This window comes from Nocardioides sp. Z43_10, from assembly GCF_059766615.1.
In genome coordinates, this window is sequence record NZ_JCBAJY010000001.1 from 1 (window position 1) to 15,211 (window position 15,211).

Genomic DNA, 15,211 nt, shown 5'->3' on the forward strand with positions numbered 1-15,211 from the left:
CGTAAGGCACGTACCGCTTCGCCATCCACAACACCACCATCAGTCAGCGTTGCTACGACCGATGGAGTCCGCGGCGTCACAACGCCGTGGCAGTGGGCATAACCCCGCGTTACAGCCGGCGGTGTGGGCGCCGGCGGCCTGGGCGCCGGCGGGGTGGGCGCCGGCGGGTCAGGAGCCTTCGGCGAGGGCGCGGGAGCGGTCGCGCGCGGCCTCCATCGCGGTGAGGAAGGCGGCGCGCACCTTGTGGTCCTCGAGCTCGCGCAGCGCGGCGGCGGTGGTGCCACCGGGCGAGGTGACCTGCTCGCGCAGCACCGTGGGGTGGGTGCCGGTCTCGCGCAGCATCTTGCCCGAGCCGACGACGGTCTGGATGACCAGCTCGGTCGCGGTGGCCCGCGGCAGGCCGAGGTGGACGCCGGCCTCGATCATCGACTCCACGACGAAGAACACGTAGGCGGGCCCGGAACCGGAGATCGCGGTGACCGCGTCCTGCTGGCGCTCCGGGATGCGCAGTACCTTGCCGGTCGAGGCCATCAGCGACTCGGCCTCGGCGAGGTCGGCGTCGTCGCAGTGCGAGCCCGGCGAGATCGCCGCCATCCCCTCGTCGACGAGGGCGGGGGTGTTCGGCATCACCCGGACCACGGCCACCCCCTCGGGCACCCGCGCCTCGATGAACCCGGTGGTGATGCCGGCGGCCAGGGAGACCAGCAGCTGGCCGGGGCGCAGCTCGGGGTTGATCTCGGCGAGCACGTCGGCCATGTCCTGCGGCTTCACCACCAGCGCGAGGGTGTCCGCGCGGCGAGCCGCCTCGAGGTTGTCCACGACCGCCACGCCGTAGCGCTCCTCGAGCTCGCGGGCGCGCTCGGGGCGCTTCTCGCCGACCAGCAGCTGGTCGACGCGCCGTCCGGCCCGGACCAGGCCGGAGAGCAGGGTCTCCCCCATCACTCCGGCGCCGATGATCGCGGTCTGCTTCATGTGCCCCACTCTCCGCCGACGCCCGGCGTCGGTCTCCGGTGACCGGCGGCGGCGCCGTCGGTCGGTCAGTCCTTGCTGATCAGCGACCTGAGGAAGAACCCCACGTTGCGCGGCCGTTCGGCCAGGCGCCGCATCAGGTAGCCGTACCACTCGCGACCGTAGGGGACGTAGACCCGCACGGTCTCACCGGCCTCGACCAGCCGGCGCTGCTCCTCGGGGCGGATCCCGTAGAGCATCTGGAACTCATACGACCCCTGCGCCCGGCCGAACCGGCTGGCCAGCGCGCCCGCGATGCGCAGCAGGCGCGGGTCGTGGGTCGCGATCATCGGGTAGCCCTGCCCCGCCATCAACACCTTGAGGCAGCGGACGAAGGAGCGGTCCACCTCGAGCCGGCTCCCGAAGGCGACCTCCTCCGGCTCGTTGTAGGCGCCCTTGCACAGCCGCACCCGCGAGCCCTCGTAGGCCAGGTCGCGGCAGTCGGCCTCGGTACGGCGCAGGTAGGCCTGCACCACGGCGCCGGTCTCGGGGAAGTCCTTGCGCAGGTCGCGCAGGATCGCCAGCGTGGAGTCGGTGGTGCGGTGGTCCTCCATGTCGAGGGTGATCGTCGTGCCGGCATTGCGGGCGGCCCGGCAGATGGTCCGGGCGTTCTCCAGCGCCACCCGGTGTCCCCCCTCGGGCGCGACCTCTCGGGGCAGCGCCTGGCCGATCGCCGACAGCTTCAGCGACACCTCGGCGCTGCGCGAGAGACCCCGCTTGGCGAGCTGGTCGAGGAGCTGGAGGTAGGCATCGACGGTGGCGGTGGCCTGAGCGAGCTCCTCGGTGTCCTCGCCCAGGTAGTCGAGCGAGACCTGCAGCCCGTCCTCGGCCAGCTGGGCGGCCACCTCGACCGCCGCCTCGAGCCGTTCCCCGGGGACGTAGCCGCGGACCACCCCGGCAGACGCGGGAAGGGTGGTGACGAGACGCTTGACCCGGCCGCTGCGCGCGAGCAGCAGCAGGGGTTGGCGGAGCACGGACATGGTCCTCCCTGGAGGCGAGGCCCGCACCGTCGCGGGGCCACCGCCACAGGCTACGCCGTACGGCGATGCCGGGGGCGCCGCCGAGGCTCAGGGCGTCGCGGTGACAGCGAGGTGCTGGCGGGCGAACTCGAGCGACTCGATGAGGTCCCGCTCGCGCTCGGCCCGGTCCGCGGCCCGCCGGGTGTTGATCTCGAGGACCACGTGGCCGGCGAAGCCGCTGCCGCCCAGCTCACGCAGCAGCTGCGCCGCGGGCATCGTGCCGCGCCCCGGCACCAGGTGCTCGTCCTTGGCCGAGCCGGTGCCGTCGGTGAGGTGGATGTGGCGCAGCCGCGCCCCGAGCCGCTGCGCCATCGCCATCGGGTCGTCGCGCGCGATGGCGGCGTGGGAGAGGTCGAGGGTGGTGTTGCGGTAGTCCTCCTCGGAGGGGTCCCGGCCGGGCAGGTACATCTCCATCCCGCGGCGCTGCGAGGCACGCCAGGGGTACATGTTCTCGACGGCGAAGGCGATCCCGGTCGACTCCTCGAGGGAGGCGATCCCCTCCACGAAGTCGCGCGCGTACTCGCGCTGCCAGCGGAACGGCGGGTGCACGACGACCACGTCCGCGCCGACGCTGTGAGCCATCTCGGCCGAGCGGTCCAGCTTCCCCCAGGGGTCGGTCCCCCAGACCCGCTGGGTGAACAGCAGACACGGGGCGTGCACCGCGCACACGGGCATCTCGTGGTGCTCGGAGAGCTGCTGGATCGCCGAGGTCTGCTGACTCAGGGCGTCGATGCCCACCATCACCTCGACGGCGTCGTAGCCCAGCGTCGCGGCGTAGGCGAACGCGTGGGCCGTCGACTCCGGGTAGACCGAGGCTGTGGAGAGCCCGACCAGGGAGTTGCTGCTCACGCGACCACCGCCTCAGTCCAGGAATTCCAGTCGGTCGAATCGATCGAGGATCAGGCCCTCGCGCAGCGCCCACGGGGAGATCTCCAACGCGGGGAGGTCGAAGATGTCCATCACCGCCTCGGCCACCAGGGCTCCGGGGACGATCTGGTGGGCACGGCTCGGCGAGACGCCGGGCAGCGCGCAGAGCTCGTCGTAGGGCATCGCGATCAGCTTGGGCAGCCACGGCGCCAGCGCGTCGGCGCGCAGGGTGCGCGTAACGAGGGGCCCCTGGTCCGAGGGCGCCGCGCCGCAGATGCGCGCCAGCGAGCGGAACGTCTTCGAGCTTCCCGCGGCACGGTCGGGAGCGCCGTCGCGCAGCAGGCGGCCGGCGTCGCGGGCGATGGTGGCGCGGATCGTCCGGCGCAGCGAGCGGACGGTCTCCTCGTCGGGGCTGCCGTGCGGGAACCACTCGCGGGCCAGTCGGGCGGCGCCGAGCGGTACCGACCACGCCACGGCCGGTGACTCGTCGGTGCCGCCGGCGATCTCGAGAGAGCCGCCGCCGATGTCGAAGACCGCCAGCCGACCGGCCGACCACCCGAACCAGCGGCGTACGGCGAGGAAGGTCAGCCGCGCCTCATCGGCCCCGGAGAGGACCTCGATCCGCACGCCGGTGCGCTCGTGCACCTCGTCCAGCACGGCGTCGGCGTTCACGGCGTCGCGCACCGCCGACGTCGCGAAGGACAGCATCTCCTCGCAGCCCTTGTCCTCGGCCACGAGCACCGACTCGGCGGCGAACGCCGTCAGCGCGTCGATGCCGGTCTGCGAGACCGCGCCGGAGTCGTCGAGGTGCTCGGCCAGCCGCAGCGGCCGCTTGTGGGAGTACGCCGGCAGCGGGGCCGCGCCCCCGTGGGCGTCCACCACCAGCAGGTGCCCCGTGTTGGAGCCGATGTCGAGCACGCCCAGACGCATGCCTCCACGCTAGCCCGTGGGGGGAAGTAGGTTGGCGGTGTGCCCGAAGTCGACCTCGTCTTCCCCCGTGCCTGGATCGAGTTCGCCGATCCCGCCGACGACGCCCAGGTGTTCCGCTGCGACCTGACCTGGCTCACGTCGAGCTACACGTGCATCTTCGGCCAGGGCTGCCCGGGGATCTATGCCGATGCCCCCGACGTCGGCTGCTGCACGCTGGGAGCGCACTTCTCCGACGCCGACGACGAGGAGCGCGTCGCGTCGTACGTGGCCAAGCTCGACGACGCGCTGTGGCAGCACCGCCCGGGCGACGCGCCGCCGACCCGTGAGCAGTGGGTCGAGGTGGACGACGAGGGCGAGCGCAAGACGCGCACCATCGAGGTCGACGGCCAGCGCGCCTGCATCTTCCAGAACCGGCCCGACTTCCACGCCGGGGCCGGGTGCGCCCTGCACGCGCTGGCCTACGTCGAGGGCCGCAACCCGCTGGAGACGAAGCCCGACGTCTGCTGGCAGCTGCCGATCCGGCGCACCTTCCGCGACGTCGAGCGCCCCGACGGCACGGCGTACACCGAGGTCTCGATCGGGGAGTACGACCGCCGCGGCTGGGGCTCGGGAGGCCACGACCTCGACTGGTACTGCTCGGGCAACACCGAGGCGCACGTCGGCGTCGAGCCGGTCTTCGTCACCAACGAGCCCGAGCTGGTCGAGCTCATGGGCCGCCCCGCCTACGACGAGCTGGTGCGCCACTGCGAGGCCCACCTGCGCTCGCGCTCGGCGCTGGCGCTGCACCCCGCCGACCCCCGCTGACGCCGGCGCACGTCGTACCGCTCCCCCGGCCTCGGTCCCCTGCCCGACCGCCCACCCCCTCCGTTGGGGACCAAACGGTGAGGAATCCCGACTTCGGCACGCCGTTGGGGACCAAACGGCGACCCCACCGCCAACCCGGAAAAATGTGTGCCTACTCCCACAATTCTGTCTCGACGTCAAGAGACCAGACCCCGATGTGACGAGCCAATCAGTACCGGTAAACAATGTTCACATGCGCCTGGACCACCTCTCCTTCGCCGCCGGGCCGGACGGCCTCGCCAGCACCGCTCAGCGCCTCGGGGGGCTGCTCGGCCGGGAATTCGTCGACGGCGGTGTGCATCCCCGCTTCGGGACCCGGAACATGACTTTCCCGCTCGGGGGTGACACCTACCTCGAGATCGTCGAGGCACTGGACCACCCCGCGTCGGACAAGGCCCCCTTCGGCCAGGCCGTCCGCGCCCGCTCCGCCCTGGGCGGCGGCTGGCTCGGCTGGGTGGTGGCCGTCAAGGACATCGCCACCGTCGAGCAGCGTCTGGGCCGCGAGGCGGTGCAGGGCAACCGGCACCGCCCCGACGGCACCGAGCTGCGCTGGAAGCAGATCGGCGTGCACGGCCTGATCGCCGACCCGCAGCTGCCGTTCTTCGTGGAGTGGGAGACCCCCGCCGAGCTGCACCCCGGCGCCGGGGCCGGGGCCGACTACACCCTCGCCTGCCTGGAGATCGCCGGCGACCCGCACCGGGTCAGCGAATGGCTGGGCGAGACCGTCGAGGCTCCGCTGGAGGACATCAAGGTCGATTGGGTCGCCCCGAACGGCACGCCCGGCATCCTCGCCGCCCAGATCAACACCCCCGGCGGCCTGGTCCGGATCTGATGTCGTCGCCCGGTCACCCGACCGGGGTGGCCGGTCCGCGGTGAGTCGCCCGGCCGGCCTGCCCGCCGGCGCTCACCCCAGCCCGAACATCTGGCACCACACCGCCACCTACGAGCTGGAGAACCACGCCGTCGACCCGGAGCGGCGCATCGAGGCCGCGATGGCCGAGGTCGCCGGCTGGCAGGGGCGCACCGTCCTCGATCTCGGCTGCGGGACCGGCTTCCACCTCCCGCGCTGGGCCGAGCAGGCCACCCGCGTGTACGGCGTGGAGCCTCACCCCGACCTGGCCGCGCTGGCCCGGCGCCGTACCCGCCGACTCGACCGGGTGACGGTGCTCCAGGGCACCGCCCAGGACATCCCGCTGCCCGATGCCAGCGTCGACGTCGTGCACGCCCGGTGGGCCTACTTCTTCGGGCCCGGCTGCGAGCCGGGGCTCGCCGAGCTCTCCCGGGTCGTACGACGTGGCGGCAGCGCGTTCGTGATCGACAACGACGCCACCCGCTCCACGTTCGGGGGATGGTTCCGGCGCGGGTACCCCGAGATCGACCCCCTCGCCGTCGAGCGCTTCTGGTCGTTGCACGGCTGGTCGCGCACCCCCCTCGACGTCCGCTGGAGCTTCGCCTCGCGCGCGGACCTGGAGAGCGTCGTGCGCATCGAGTTCACCGCCGACCTCGCCGAGGAGCTGATCGCCGACCACGCCGGGCTGGAGGTCGACTACGCGGTGAACCTGTGGTGGCGCCACTTCTAGCGACCGCCCGCAGCTGACCCGAAGGGCGGGCGCTCAGCTGGAGCCGCGCACCGCCAGCGTGGGGGCGAGCAGCACTCCGCGCGAGCGGATCGGCGGATGGCCCAGCAGCCGCTGCAGGGCGGCGACGATCTCGACGGCCACCTGCTCCAGCGGCTGGCGCACCGAGGTCAGCCCGGGGGTCATCACCTGCGCCACCTGGGAGTCGTCGAAGCCGACGACCGCGACGTCCTGTCCGGCGCGCAGGCCGCGCTCGGCGAGCGTGTGCATGACTCCCATCGCCAGCGTGTCCGAGGCGCACATGAAGGCCGTGGGCCGGGCCTCGTCGAGCAGCACCGAGGAGGCCTCGCGACCGCTGGAGACGGTGTCCTCGACCCGTGACGCCAGGCCGGTGGTGGGCAGCCCGCGGTCGTGCAGGGCGCGTGCCCAGCCCAGCCGCCGGTCCTCCCCCAGCCGGGAGTCCTTGCGCCACCCGATCCAGGCGATCCGGGTGTGCCCGCGCTCGAGCAGGTGCCGGGTCCCGAGTTCGGCGCCCACCGCGCCGTCGACGTCGACCCACGGGTGGGTCGCGCCCGGCTGGTCCCAGGGCCGACCGAATGCCACGAACGGCGCCCTGCGGGCCTCCAGCCACTCGGCCTGGGGATTGCCCAGGAACGTGTCGGTGGCGACGAAGGCGTCCACCGCGTTGGAGCGGAGCAGGTCCTCGTAGCCCGCCACCGGGTCGTCGGGGTCGCCGGCGAAGAGCAGCACGTGGTACCCGGCCACCCGCGAGGTCTCGACCAGGGAGTGCACGAACCGGTCCATCGCGGCGTTGGCGGTGTGCTCCTGTCCGGGCGCATACCGCAGGCCGATCAGGTGGGAGGTGCGGGTGCGCAGGTTGCGCGCCGCCCGGTTGGGCGAGTAGCCGAGCTCACCGATCACCGTGCGGACCCGCACCAGGGTCTCGGGGCGCAGCAGGTCGGGGTTGTTCAGGGCGTTGGACACCGTCTGGCGCGAGACTCCCGCGCGCTCGGCGACGTCTGCCAGGGTGGGCGGCACGCCGAGGGACACGCGTGAGCCGCTGCGTGACATCCCCACCCCTTGATCGTTCCAATCGATGCTTCTGGCGCAACTATCGGCGTTGTCGCGGCCCTCGTCAACAGCTGTCCCGGCCGTGCCACGTCACACCTGGGGACGACGCGCTCCGGGCTGTCGGCGCCATGTCCTAGCGTGCCTGTCATGAGCAGAGCCACCGCCAAGACCCGCACCCGTCCGGCCTACCGCTGCGCCGAGTGCGGGTGGGAGACCGCCAAGTGGGTCGGCCGCTGCGGAGAGTGCCAGGCCTGGGGCTCGGTGGCGGAGACCGCCGTCGTGGCCACCCGATCCGCGGCCGGGCCCGTCACCACGCCGGCGGTCCCGATCGGGGAGGTCTCGGTGGCGGAGTCGCAGTTCCGCTCTAGCGGGGTCCCCGAGCTCGACCGGGTGCTCGGCGGCGGGCTGGTGCCCGGCGCCGCGATCCTGCTCGCCGGCGAGCCCGGGGTCGGCAAGAGCACGCTGCTGCTGGAGGTGGCCGCCCAGACCGCTCGCCTGCGCCAGCGCACCCTCTACATCACCGGTGAGGAGTCGGCGTCGCAGGTGCGGCTGCGCGCCGACCGCACCGGGGGCGTCCAGGACGAGCTCTACCTCGCCGCCGAGACCGACCTGGCGGCGGTGCTCACCCACATCGAGGAGGTCCGCCCGACCCTGATCGTGGTCGACTCGGTCCAGACCATCAGCGCCTCGAGCGTGGACGGGGTCCCGGGCGGGGTCACCCAGGTCAAGGAGGTCGCCGCGGCGCTCATCCGGGTCGCCAAGACCCGCAACATCACCACGGTGCTGGTCGGCCACGTCACCAAGGACGGCACCATCGCCGGGCCCCGCGTCCTGGAGCACCTGGTCGACGTCGTCCTGCACTTCGAAGGCGACCGCAACTCCCGCTTCCGGATGGTGCGGGCGATGAAGAACCGGTTCGGCCCGGTCGACGAGGTCGGCTGCTTCGACCTGTCCTCCGAGGGCATCACCGCGGTCACCGACCCGACCGGGCTCTTCGTGGAGAACCATCAGCAGCAGGTGCCCGGGACCTGCGTCGCGGTGACGATGGAGGGGCGCCGTCCGCTGCTGGCCGAGGTGCAGTCCCTGGTCACCCACAGCGCGGCCGAGCGTCCCCGTCGTACGACGTCGGGGCTGGACTCCTCCCGCGTGGCGATGGTGCTGGCGGTGCTGCAGCAGCACTGCGGCATCCGGCTGCACAGCCACGACGTGTTCGCCTCCACCGTCGGCGGGGCCAGACTGGTCGACCCCGCCAGCGACCTGGCCATCGCGGTGGCGCTGGCCTCCGCGACGTACGGCGAGCCGGCCCCGCTCGGAGTCGCCGCGATCGGGGAGATCGGCCTGGCCGGTGAGCTGCGCCGGGTGCGCGACCTCCCCCAGCGCCTGGCCGAGGCCGCCCGGCTCGGTTTCCGGGTCGCGGTGGTCCCGGGAAGCCACGAGAAGAAGGTCCGCAGCCCCGAGTCGTGGACCGTCGACGGCATGCGGGTGCTCGACGTGCCCAACGTCGCCTCGGCGCTGCGACTCCTGCATCTCGCAGGTCCCCGCCCCACGGGCCCGCGTCCCCTAGACTGACGCCGGCGGCGGAGGTCTGCTGCCGCATGCTTACAGGAGATCGGGGACGTCGTGGTCGGCATCGAGCGTTCCGAGGACACGCTGCGTCTTCGGGCCACCCTGGCGTCGATCGCTCCCGGCACAGCGCTGCGTGACGGCCTGGAGCGGATCCTGCGTGGACGCACCGGCGCGCTCATCGTGCTGGGCCTGGACAAGACGGTGGAGTCCATCGCGACCGGCGGGTTCACCCTCGACGTCCCGTTCACCGCCACCGGGCTGCGCGAGCTGGCGAAGATGGACGGCGCGATCATCCTGGACAAGGACGTCACCCGCATCCACCGCGCGGCCGTCCACCTGATGCCCGACCACACCATCCACTCCGAGGAGACCGGCACCCGGCACCGCACGGCCGACCGGGTGGCCAAGCAGACCCGGTTCCCGGTGATCTCGGTGTCGCAGTCGATGCAGATCATCGCCGCCTACGTCGGCGAAACCCGTCACGTGCTGGAGGACTCCGGCCAGATCCTGTCGCGCGCCAACCAGGCCCTGGCCACCCTCGAGCGCTACAAGATGCGTCTCGACGAGGTGTCCAGCACGTTGTCTGCCCTGGAGATCGAGGACCTGGTCACCGTGCGCGACGTCGCGGTCGTGGCGCAGCGCCTCGAGATGGTGATCCGGATCGCGCGCGAGATCGAGGACTACGTGCTCGAGCTCGGGACCGACGGACGCCTGCTGTCGCTGCAGCTCGAGGAGCTGGTGACCGGCGTCGACGCCGAGCGCGAGCTGGTCATCCGCGACTACCTCCCGGCCGGGCGGCGCACCAAGAGCCCCGAGACCCTGCTCAACCGGCTCGAGTCGCTCTCCGCGACCGACCTGGTCGATCCCGCCTCGGTCACCCGGGCGCTGGGGCTGGGCGCCAGCGAGCACCTGGACGGTGCGGTGGCGCCGCGCGGCTACCGGCTGCTGGCCAAGGTCCCCCGGCTGCCGAGCACGGTCGTGGACCGCCTGGTGGAGCACTTCGGGACCCTGCAGAAGCTGCTCTCGGCCGGCATCGACGACCTGCAGGCCGTCGAGGGCGTGGGCGAGCTGCGCGCGCGCAGCGTGCGTGAGGGGCTCTCCCGGCTCGCCGAGTCCAGCATCCTCGAGCGCTACGTCTGAGCCTGGCTCGCCCGGCAGCGAGCTTGCGCCGACTCGGCGCTCCTGCGCGACGAGTTCACGCCGACTCGGCGCTTGTGCGCGCCGAGTTCACGCCGACTCGGCGGGGGTCAGCGGTTGGGCTCTACGGCGCCGGAGGGGCGCGCGCCGGGGCGGCGGGTGCCGGTGGAGGAGTCGGTGCCGGGCTGGTTCGAGCCGGTGCCCTGCGAGGCACGCGGACGGTTCGGCGAGGGCTTCGGGGTGACGGTGCGGGTGACGACGGCGCCGGCGGGGGCCTCGAGCTCGAAGTAGGCCTCCGAGGGCTCGCCGGCCAGGGCCGCGGCCTCGACGTGGTAGCCGCCGGGCATCGCCCACTCGGTCAGCACGCTGCACTCGGCGTCCGAGCGCCGCCCCGACCAGCGCACCGCGATCTTCGCGGGCATCTCCTTGCGCACGATCAGGTCCTTGGTGGGGATCGCCTGGGGGCAGTGCCGGCTGAACCAGATCTCGTCGGGGCCCGAGGTGATCTTCACGGTGAGCGTCTGGGACGAGACCCGCCAGGTGCAGGCCTCCGCCTCCCGGGTGGTCAGCTCCAGCGCGAGCAGGCTCTTCTTGCCCGCCTCGATCTTGCCCACCACGGGCGTGGCCACCACGTCCTCGTCGACGCAGGGGCCGTCCGGCTGGGCCGGCGTGGGCTTGACCGAGGCCGCCTGGGAGGCCCGGGGACCGCTCGCGCCGCTCTGGCCCGAGGAGCTCTGCGGGGTCTCCTGGGTGGCGGAGGGATCCGCGGCGACCGGGGCGGCCTCGGGCTCCGAGGAGGCGTCGCTGCCCGACCCGAGCACCCGCGCGATCCCGGCCACCAGCAGCACGGCCACGGCGAGCAGGACCAGGCGGCGGGTCCAGTAGACCCGCGCGGGGAGCGGACCCCGAGGACGGGTCAGAGCTGTCATGGACGACACGGTATCGACCCCGAGCACGACGGTGGTGGAGCCACACCGCACGGGTGGCGAGCCCGCGCCGCCCGGGTGGCGTCGCCGCCCCTACGATCGTCGCGATGAGCGAGCTGCACGCCCCGGTCCTGCGCTGGTACGACGAGAGCGCCCGCGACCTGCCCTGGCGTCGCGCCGACGCCAGCGCCTGGTCGGTGATGGTCTCGGAGTTCATGCTCCAGCAGACCCCGGTGGCCCGGGTGCTGCCGGTCCACGCCGAGTGGCTCACTCGCTGGCCGACCCCGGCAGCGCTGGCCGCCGAGCCGCCGGGCGAGGCGGTCCGGGCCTGGGGACGACTGGGCTACCCGCGCCGAGCCCTGCGCCTGCACGCCGCGGCCACCACCATCCTCGAGCGCCACGGCGGCGCGGTCCCCGCGTCGTACGACGAGCTGATCGCGCTGCCGGGCGTGGGCGACTACACCGCGGCGGCGATCGCGACGTTCGCCTACGGCCGGCGCCACGTCGTGCTGGACACCAACGTCCGCCGCGTCCTGGCCCGGACGCTGCAGGGCGCCGAGCACCCCGCCGCGGCCGTCACCCGGGCCGAGCGCGAGCTGGCCGCCGGCGTGCTCCCGGCCGCTGAGCCCGAGGCGGCCACCTGGTCGGTGGCGGTGATGGAGCTCGGGGCCCTCGTCTGCACCGCGAAGGCCCCCCGCTGCGGGGACTGCCCGGTGGCGGAGCTGTGCGCCTGGCGGGCCGCCGGCTACCCGGCGTATGACGGCCCGGCGCGTCGGGTCCAGACCTACGCCGGCACCGACCGGCAGTGCCGCGGCCGGCTGCTCGCCGTGCTGCGCGACAGCGAGGCGCCGGTGCACCGCTCGCGCCTGGAGACGGTCTGGTCGCCCGAGGTCCAGCGCGAGCGGGCGCTGGTCAGCCTGGTCGCCGACGGGCTGGTCGTCGCCGGGCCGGGCGAGACCTACGCCCTGCCGTGACGAGCTGCCCCGACGCTCTGCCGTGACGCCCAGACGCACTACTGCCCGCACGCCGTGAAATGCGGCCGGCGCCGACCTCCCACGGGAGGCCGGCGCCGGCTGCAGCACTCGGGGGCTACTCCCCCTCGGGCGACTTCTTGATGTCGACGGGGCCGTCGGTCTCGTCCGAGGCCGACTTCTCGCCCTTGCCCAGGTCGATGGCGGCCGTCTCCAGCGGGGGCAGGTCGGGCAGCGCCCCGACCTTCTGGCCCTTGAAGGTGAACGTCGCGGACGGGCCCTCGCCCTCCACGTCGACCAGCACGATCTGACCGGGACCGACCTCGCCGTAGAGCATCTTCTCGGCCATCACGTCCTCGATCTCGCGCTGGACCGTGCGCCGCAGCGGGCGCGCGCCGAGCACCGGGTCGAAGCCCCGCTTCGCCAGCAGGTCCTTGGCCGGCTGGGTCAGCTCCAGCGACATGTCGCGGTCCTTGAGGCGCAACTCCACCGAGGCGATCATGTTGTCGACCATCGCCACGATCTGCTCCTCCGAGAGCGGCGGGAAGACCACGATCTCGTCGACGCGGTTGAGGAACTCGGGCCGGAAGTGCTGCTTGAGCTCCTCGGAGACCTTGCTCTTCATCCGCTCGTAGGACGACGCCTTGTCACCCATCTGGTTGAAGCCCAGGTTGACGCTCTTGGCGATATCGCGCGAGCCGAGGTTGGTCGTCATGATGATGACGGTGTTCTTGAAGTCCACCACCCGGCCCTGCGAGTCGGTCAGGCGACCTTCCTCGAGGATCTGCAACAGCGAGTTGAAGATGTCCGGGTGAGCCTTCTCGATCTCGTCGAAGAGGACGACGGAGAACGGCTTGCGGCGCACCTTCTCGGTGAGCTGGCCGCCCTCCTCGTAACCGACGTAGCCGGGAGGCGAGCCGAACAGTCGCGAGACCGTGTGCTTCTCGCCGAACTCGCTCATGTCGAGCTGGATCAGCGCGTCCTCGTCGCCGAAGAGGAACTCCGCCAGCGTCTTGGACAGCCAGGTCTTACCGACACCGGACGGGCCGGCGAAGATGAACGAGCCGCCGGGACGCTTGGGGTCCTTGAGCCCCGCCCGGGTACGACGGATCGCCCGCGAGAGCGCCTTGACGGCCTGGTCCTGGCCGATCACGCGCTTGTGGAGCTCGTCCTCCATCTTCAGCAGACGGGTGGACTCGGCCTCGGAGAGCTTGACGATCGGGATGCCGGTCGCGACCGCGAGGACCTCGGCGATCAGCTCCTCGTCGACCTCGGCGACGACGTCCATGTCGCCCGCGCGCCACTGCTTCTCGCGCTCGGCCTTCTTGGCGATGAGCTGCTTCTCCTCGTCGCGCAGACGCGCCGCGGCCTCGAAGTCCTGACCGTCGATCGCCGCCTCCTTGCGCTGGCGGACCTCGCCGATCTTGTCGTCGAACTCGCGCAGGTCGGCCGGCGCCGTCATCCGGCGGATCCGCAGCCGCGAGCCGGCCTCGTCGATCAGGTCGATGGCCTTGTCGGGCAGGAACCGGTCGGAGATGTAGCGGTCGGCCAGCGTCGCCGCCGAGACCAGGGCCTCGTCGGTGATCGTGACCCGGTGGTGCGCCTCGTAGCGGTCGCGCAGGCCCTTGAGCATCTCGATGGTGTGCGCGATCGACGGCTCGGCGACCTGGATGGGCTGGAAGCGGCGCTCCAGGGCGGCGTCCTTCTCGAGGTACTTGCGGTACTCGTCGAGGGTGGTGGCGCCGATGGTCTGCAGCTCGCCGCGCGCCAGCATCGGCTTGAGGATGCTGGCGGCGTCGATCGCGCCCTCGGCCGCGCCGGCCCCGACGAGGGTGTGGATCTCGTCGATGAACAGCACGATGTCGCCGCGGGTGCGGATCTCCTTGAGGACCTTCTTCAGCCGCTCCTCGAAGTCGCCGCGGTAGCGTGATCCGGCCACCAGCGCGCCGAGGTCGAGGGTGTAGATGTGCTTGTCCTTGAGCGTCTCGGGCACGTTGCCCTTGACGATGTCCTGGGCCAGCCCCTCGACGATCGTCGTCTTGCCGACGCCGGGCTCGCCGATCAGGACCGGGTTGTTCTTCGTGCGCCGCGACAGGATCTGCATGACGCGCTCGATCTCCTGGCCGCGCCCGATCACCGGGTCGAGCTTGCCCTCGCGGGCCGCCTGGGTCAGGTTGCGCCCGAACTGGTCGAGGACCAGCGAGGAGGACGGCGCCTCGGCGCCACCACCCTGCGGGGCGCCGGCCGCGGCGCTCTCCTTGCCCTGGAAGCCGGAGAGGAGCTGGATGACCTGCTGGCGGACCCGGTTGAGGTCGGCGCCGAGCTTCTGCAGCACCTGAGCTGCGACACCCTCGCCCTCGCGGATCAGGCCGAGCAGGATGTGCTCGGTGCCGATGTAGGAGTGACCGAGCTGCAGCGCCTCGCGCAGGGACAGCTCGAGCACCTTCTTGGCACGGGGCGTGAAGGGGATGTGACCACTGGGGGCCTGCTGGCCCTGACCGATGATCTCCTCGACCTGCGCGCGGACAGCCTCCAGGGAGATGTCCAGGCTCTCGAGGGCCTTGGCGGCGACGCCCTCACCCTCGTGGATGAGCCCGAGCAGGATGTGCTCGGTGCCGATGTAGTTGTGGGAGAGCATGCGGGCCTCTTCCTGGGCCAGCACGACCACCCGGCGGGCTCGGTCAGTGAACCGCTCGAACATGTGCGCTCCTCAGGCATGGAGTTCCTTGAAGTGGGCGATCCACTTCGCGTCGTGAGCGGCCCCAGTGGGACGCCCTCACGTGAGGGAACAACTTCTCCACAAGCCTACGTGTTCCCCCAGAACAGCAGGCGCCGGTCCGCTGTCAGCGAACAGCGGACCGTGGTGGGAAACGGCTCAGTGGGCCGCGTCGTACGCCTCGCGCACCTCGGAGGAGACGCGGCCGCGCTCGGGGACCTCCCAGCCGTTCTCGCGCGCCCACTCGCGGATCTCCTTGGCGCTCGGGCCGCCCGCGGACGTGCCGGACCCCGAGCCGGAGCTGCGTCGTCCGCGGCGGGGCGAGGCGCTGAGCTTGCGGGCGTGGCCGACGTACGTCGCCAGGGCCTCGCGAAGCGCCGTCGCGTTCGCGTCGTTCAGGTCGATCTCGTAGGAGGCGCCGTCGAGGCCGAAGGAAATGGTCTCGTCCGCCTCGGTACCGTCGATGTCGTCAACGAGCTGAATACTGACCTTTTGCGCCATTGCTGACTCCCTGAATCGGTCGAATGAATATCCAGTGAATCATGCCACACGGCACTCTGCCCATTCCTATGGAATACGC

General features: G+C 72.2%; 14 protein-coding genes. 6 read left to right on the top strand and 8 right to left on the bottom strand.

The genetic code is table 11. The features are described 5' to 3' along the window. Positions 1-168 precede the first annotated feature (168 nt). The 4 genes from proC to AC6EI4_RS00020 all read right to left on the bottom strand — a co-directional run bounded on the left by proC (position 169) and on the right by AC6EI4_RS00020 (position 3,824). Entirely contained in the window at positions 169-972 is an 804-nt protein-coding gene (proC, locus tag AC6EI4_RS00005) for a pyrroline-5-carboxylate reductase (RefSeq protein ID WP_498450203.1), read from the bottom strand. Between the two features lie 65 nt (positions 973-1,037). After that, the gene (locus AC6EI4_RS00010; protein ID WP_498423735.1) at positions 1,038-1,988 is read right to left on the bottom strand and encodes a proline dehydrogenase family protein; all 951 of its coding nucleotides are present in this window, start codon (positions 1,986-1,988) and stop codon (positions 1,038-1,040) included. A gap of 87 nt (positions 1,989-2,075) precedes the next feature. Beyond that, on the bottom strand, positions 2,076-2,876 hold the full coding sequence (locus AC6EI4_RS00015; RefSeq protein ID WP_498423733.1) for a sugar phosphate isomerase/epimerase family protein: 801 nt from the start codon (positions 2,874-2,876) through the stop codon (positions 2,076-2,078). Between the two features lie 12 nt (positions 2,877-2,888). Beyond that, positions 2,889-3,824 (bottom strand): Ppx/GppA family phosphatase, encoded by a 936-nt coding sequence (locus tag AC6EI4_RS00020; RefSeq protein ID WP_498423732.1) that lies wholly within the window; start codon positions 3,822-3,824, stop codon positions 2,889-2,891. 39 nt (positions 3,825-3,863) lie between these two features. Between AC6EI4_RS00020 and AC6EI4_RS00025 the strand changes: the two genes are divergently transcribed. The 3 genes from AC6EI4_RS00025 (at position 3,864) to AC6EI4_RS00035 (ending at position 6,247) form a co-directional block, all read left to right on the top strand. Then, positions 3,864-4,628, top strand: a complete 765-nt coding sequence (locus AC6EI4_RS00025; RefSeq protein WP_498450204.1) for a DUF3109 family protein — start codon at positions 3,864-3,866, stop codon at positions 4,626-4,628. Between the two features lie 232 nt (positions 4,629-4,860). Continuing rightward, positions 4,861-5,499, top strand: a complete 639-nt coding sequence (locus AC6EI4_RS00030; protein WP_498450205.1) for a VOC family protein — start codon at positions 4,861-4,863, stop codon at positions 5,497-5,499. Between the two features lie 40 nt (positions 5,500-5,539). Beyond that, a complete protein-coding gene (locus tag AC6EI4_RS00035) occupies positions 5,540-6,247 on the top strand; it encodes a class I SAM-dependent methyltransferase (protein WP_498450206.1) in 708 nt (235 codons plus the stop codon). Positions 6,248-6,280: 33 nt separating this feature from the next. Here the strand turns inward: AC6EI4_RS00035 and AC6EI4_RS00040 are convergent, their stop codons facing one another. After that, positions 6,281-7,315, bottom strand: coding sequence for a LacI family DNA-binding transcriptional regulator (locus tag AC6EI4_RS00040; RefSeq protein WP_498423725.1), 1,035 nt, complete (start codon positions 7,313-7,315; stop codon positions 6,281-6,283). A gap of 147 nt (positions 7,316-7,462) precedes the next feature. Between AC6EI4_RS00040 and radA the strand changes: the two genes are divergently transcribed. After that, positions 7,463-8,884 (top strand): DNA repair protein RadA, encoded by a 1,422-nt coding sequence (gene radA, locus AC6EI4_RS00045; RefSeq protein ID WP_498423724.1) that lies wholly within the window; start codon positions 7,463-7,465, stop codon positions 8,882-8,884. A gap of 51 nt (positions 8,885-8,935) precedes the next feature. Continuing rightward, the gene (gene disA / locus AC6EI4_RS00050) at positions 8,936-10,021 is read left to right on the top strand and encodes a DNA integrity scanning diadenylate cyclase DisA (RefSeq protein ID WP_498423722.1); all 1,086 of its coding nucleotides are present in this window, start codon (positions 8,936-8,938) and stop codon (positions 10,019-10,021) included. 107 nt (positions 10,022-10,128) lie between these two features. Here the strand turns inward: disA and AC6EI4_RS00055 are convergent, their stop codons facing one another. Beyond that, positions 10,129-10,947 carry a hypothetical protein gene (locus AC6EI4_RS00055; RefSeq protein WP_498450207.1) on the bottom strand — a complete coding sequence of 273 codons (819 nt, stop codon included), beginning with the start codon at positions 10,945-10,947 and terminating at the stop codon, positions 10,129-10,131. A 104-nt stretch (positions 10,948-11,051) separates the two neighbouring features. Between AC6EI4_RS00055 and AC6EI4_RS00060 the strand changes: the two genes are divergently transcribed. Further along, a complete protein-coding gene (locus tag AC6EI4_RS00060) occupies positions 11,052-11,918 on the top strand; it encodes an iron-sulfur binding domain-containing protein (protein ID WP_498450208.1) in 867 nt (288 codons plus the stop codon). Positions 11,919-12,033: 115 nt separating this feature from the next. Here AC6EI4_RS00060 and AC6EI4_RS00065 read toward each other — a convergent pair whose 3' ends face one another. Both AC6EI4_RS00065 and AC6EI4_RS00070 read right to left on the bottom strand, forming a co-directional pair. After that, a complete protein-coding gene (locus tag AC6EI4_RS00065) occupies positions 12,034-14,616 on the bottom strand; it encodes an ATP-dependent Clp protease ATP-binding subunit (RefSeq protein WP_498423718.1) in 2,583 nt (860 codons plus the stop codon). A 174-nt stretch (positions 14,617-14,790) separates the two neighbouring features. Beyond that, positions 14,791-15,132, bottom strand: a complete 342-nt coding sequence (locus AC6EI4_RS00070; RefSeq protein ID WP_498423716.1) for a histone-like nucleoid-structuring protein Lsr2 — start codon at positions 15,130-15,132, stop codon at positions 14,791-14,793. Positions 15,133-15,211 lie beyond the last annotated feature (79 nt).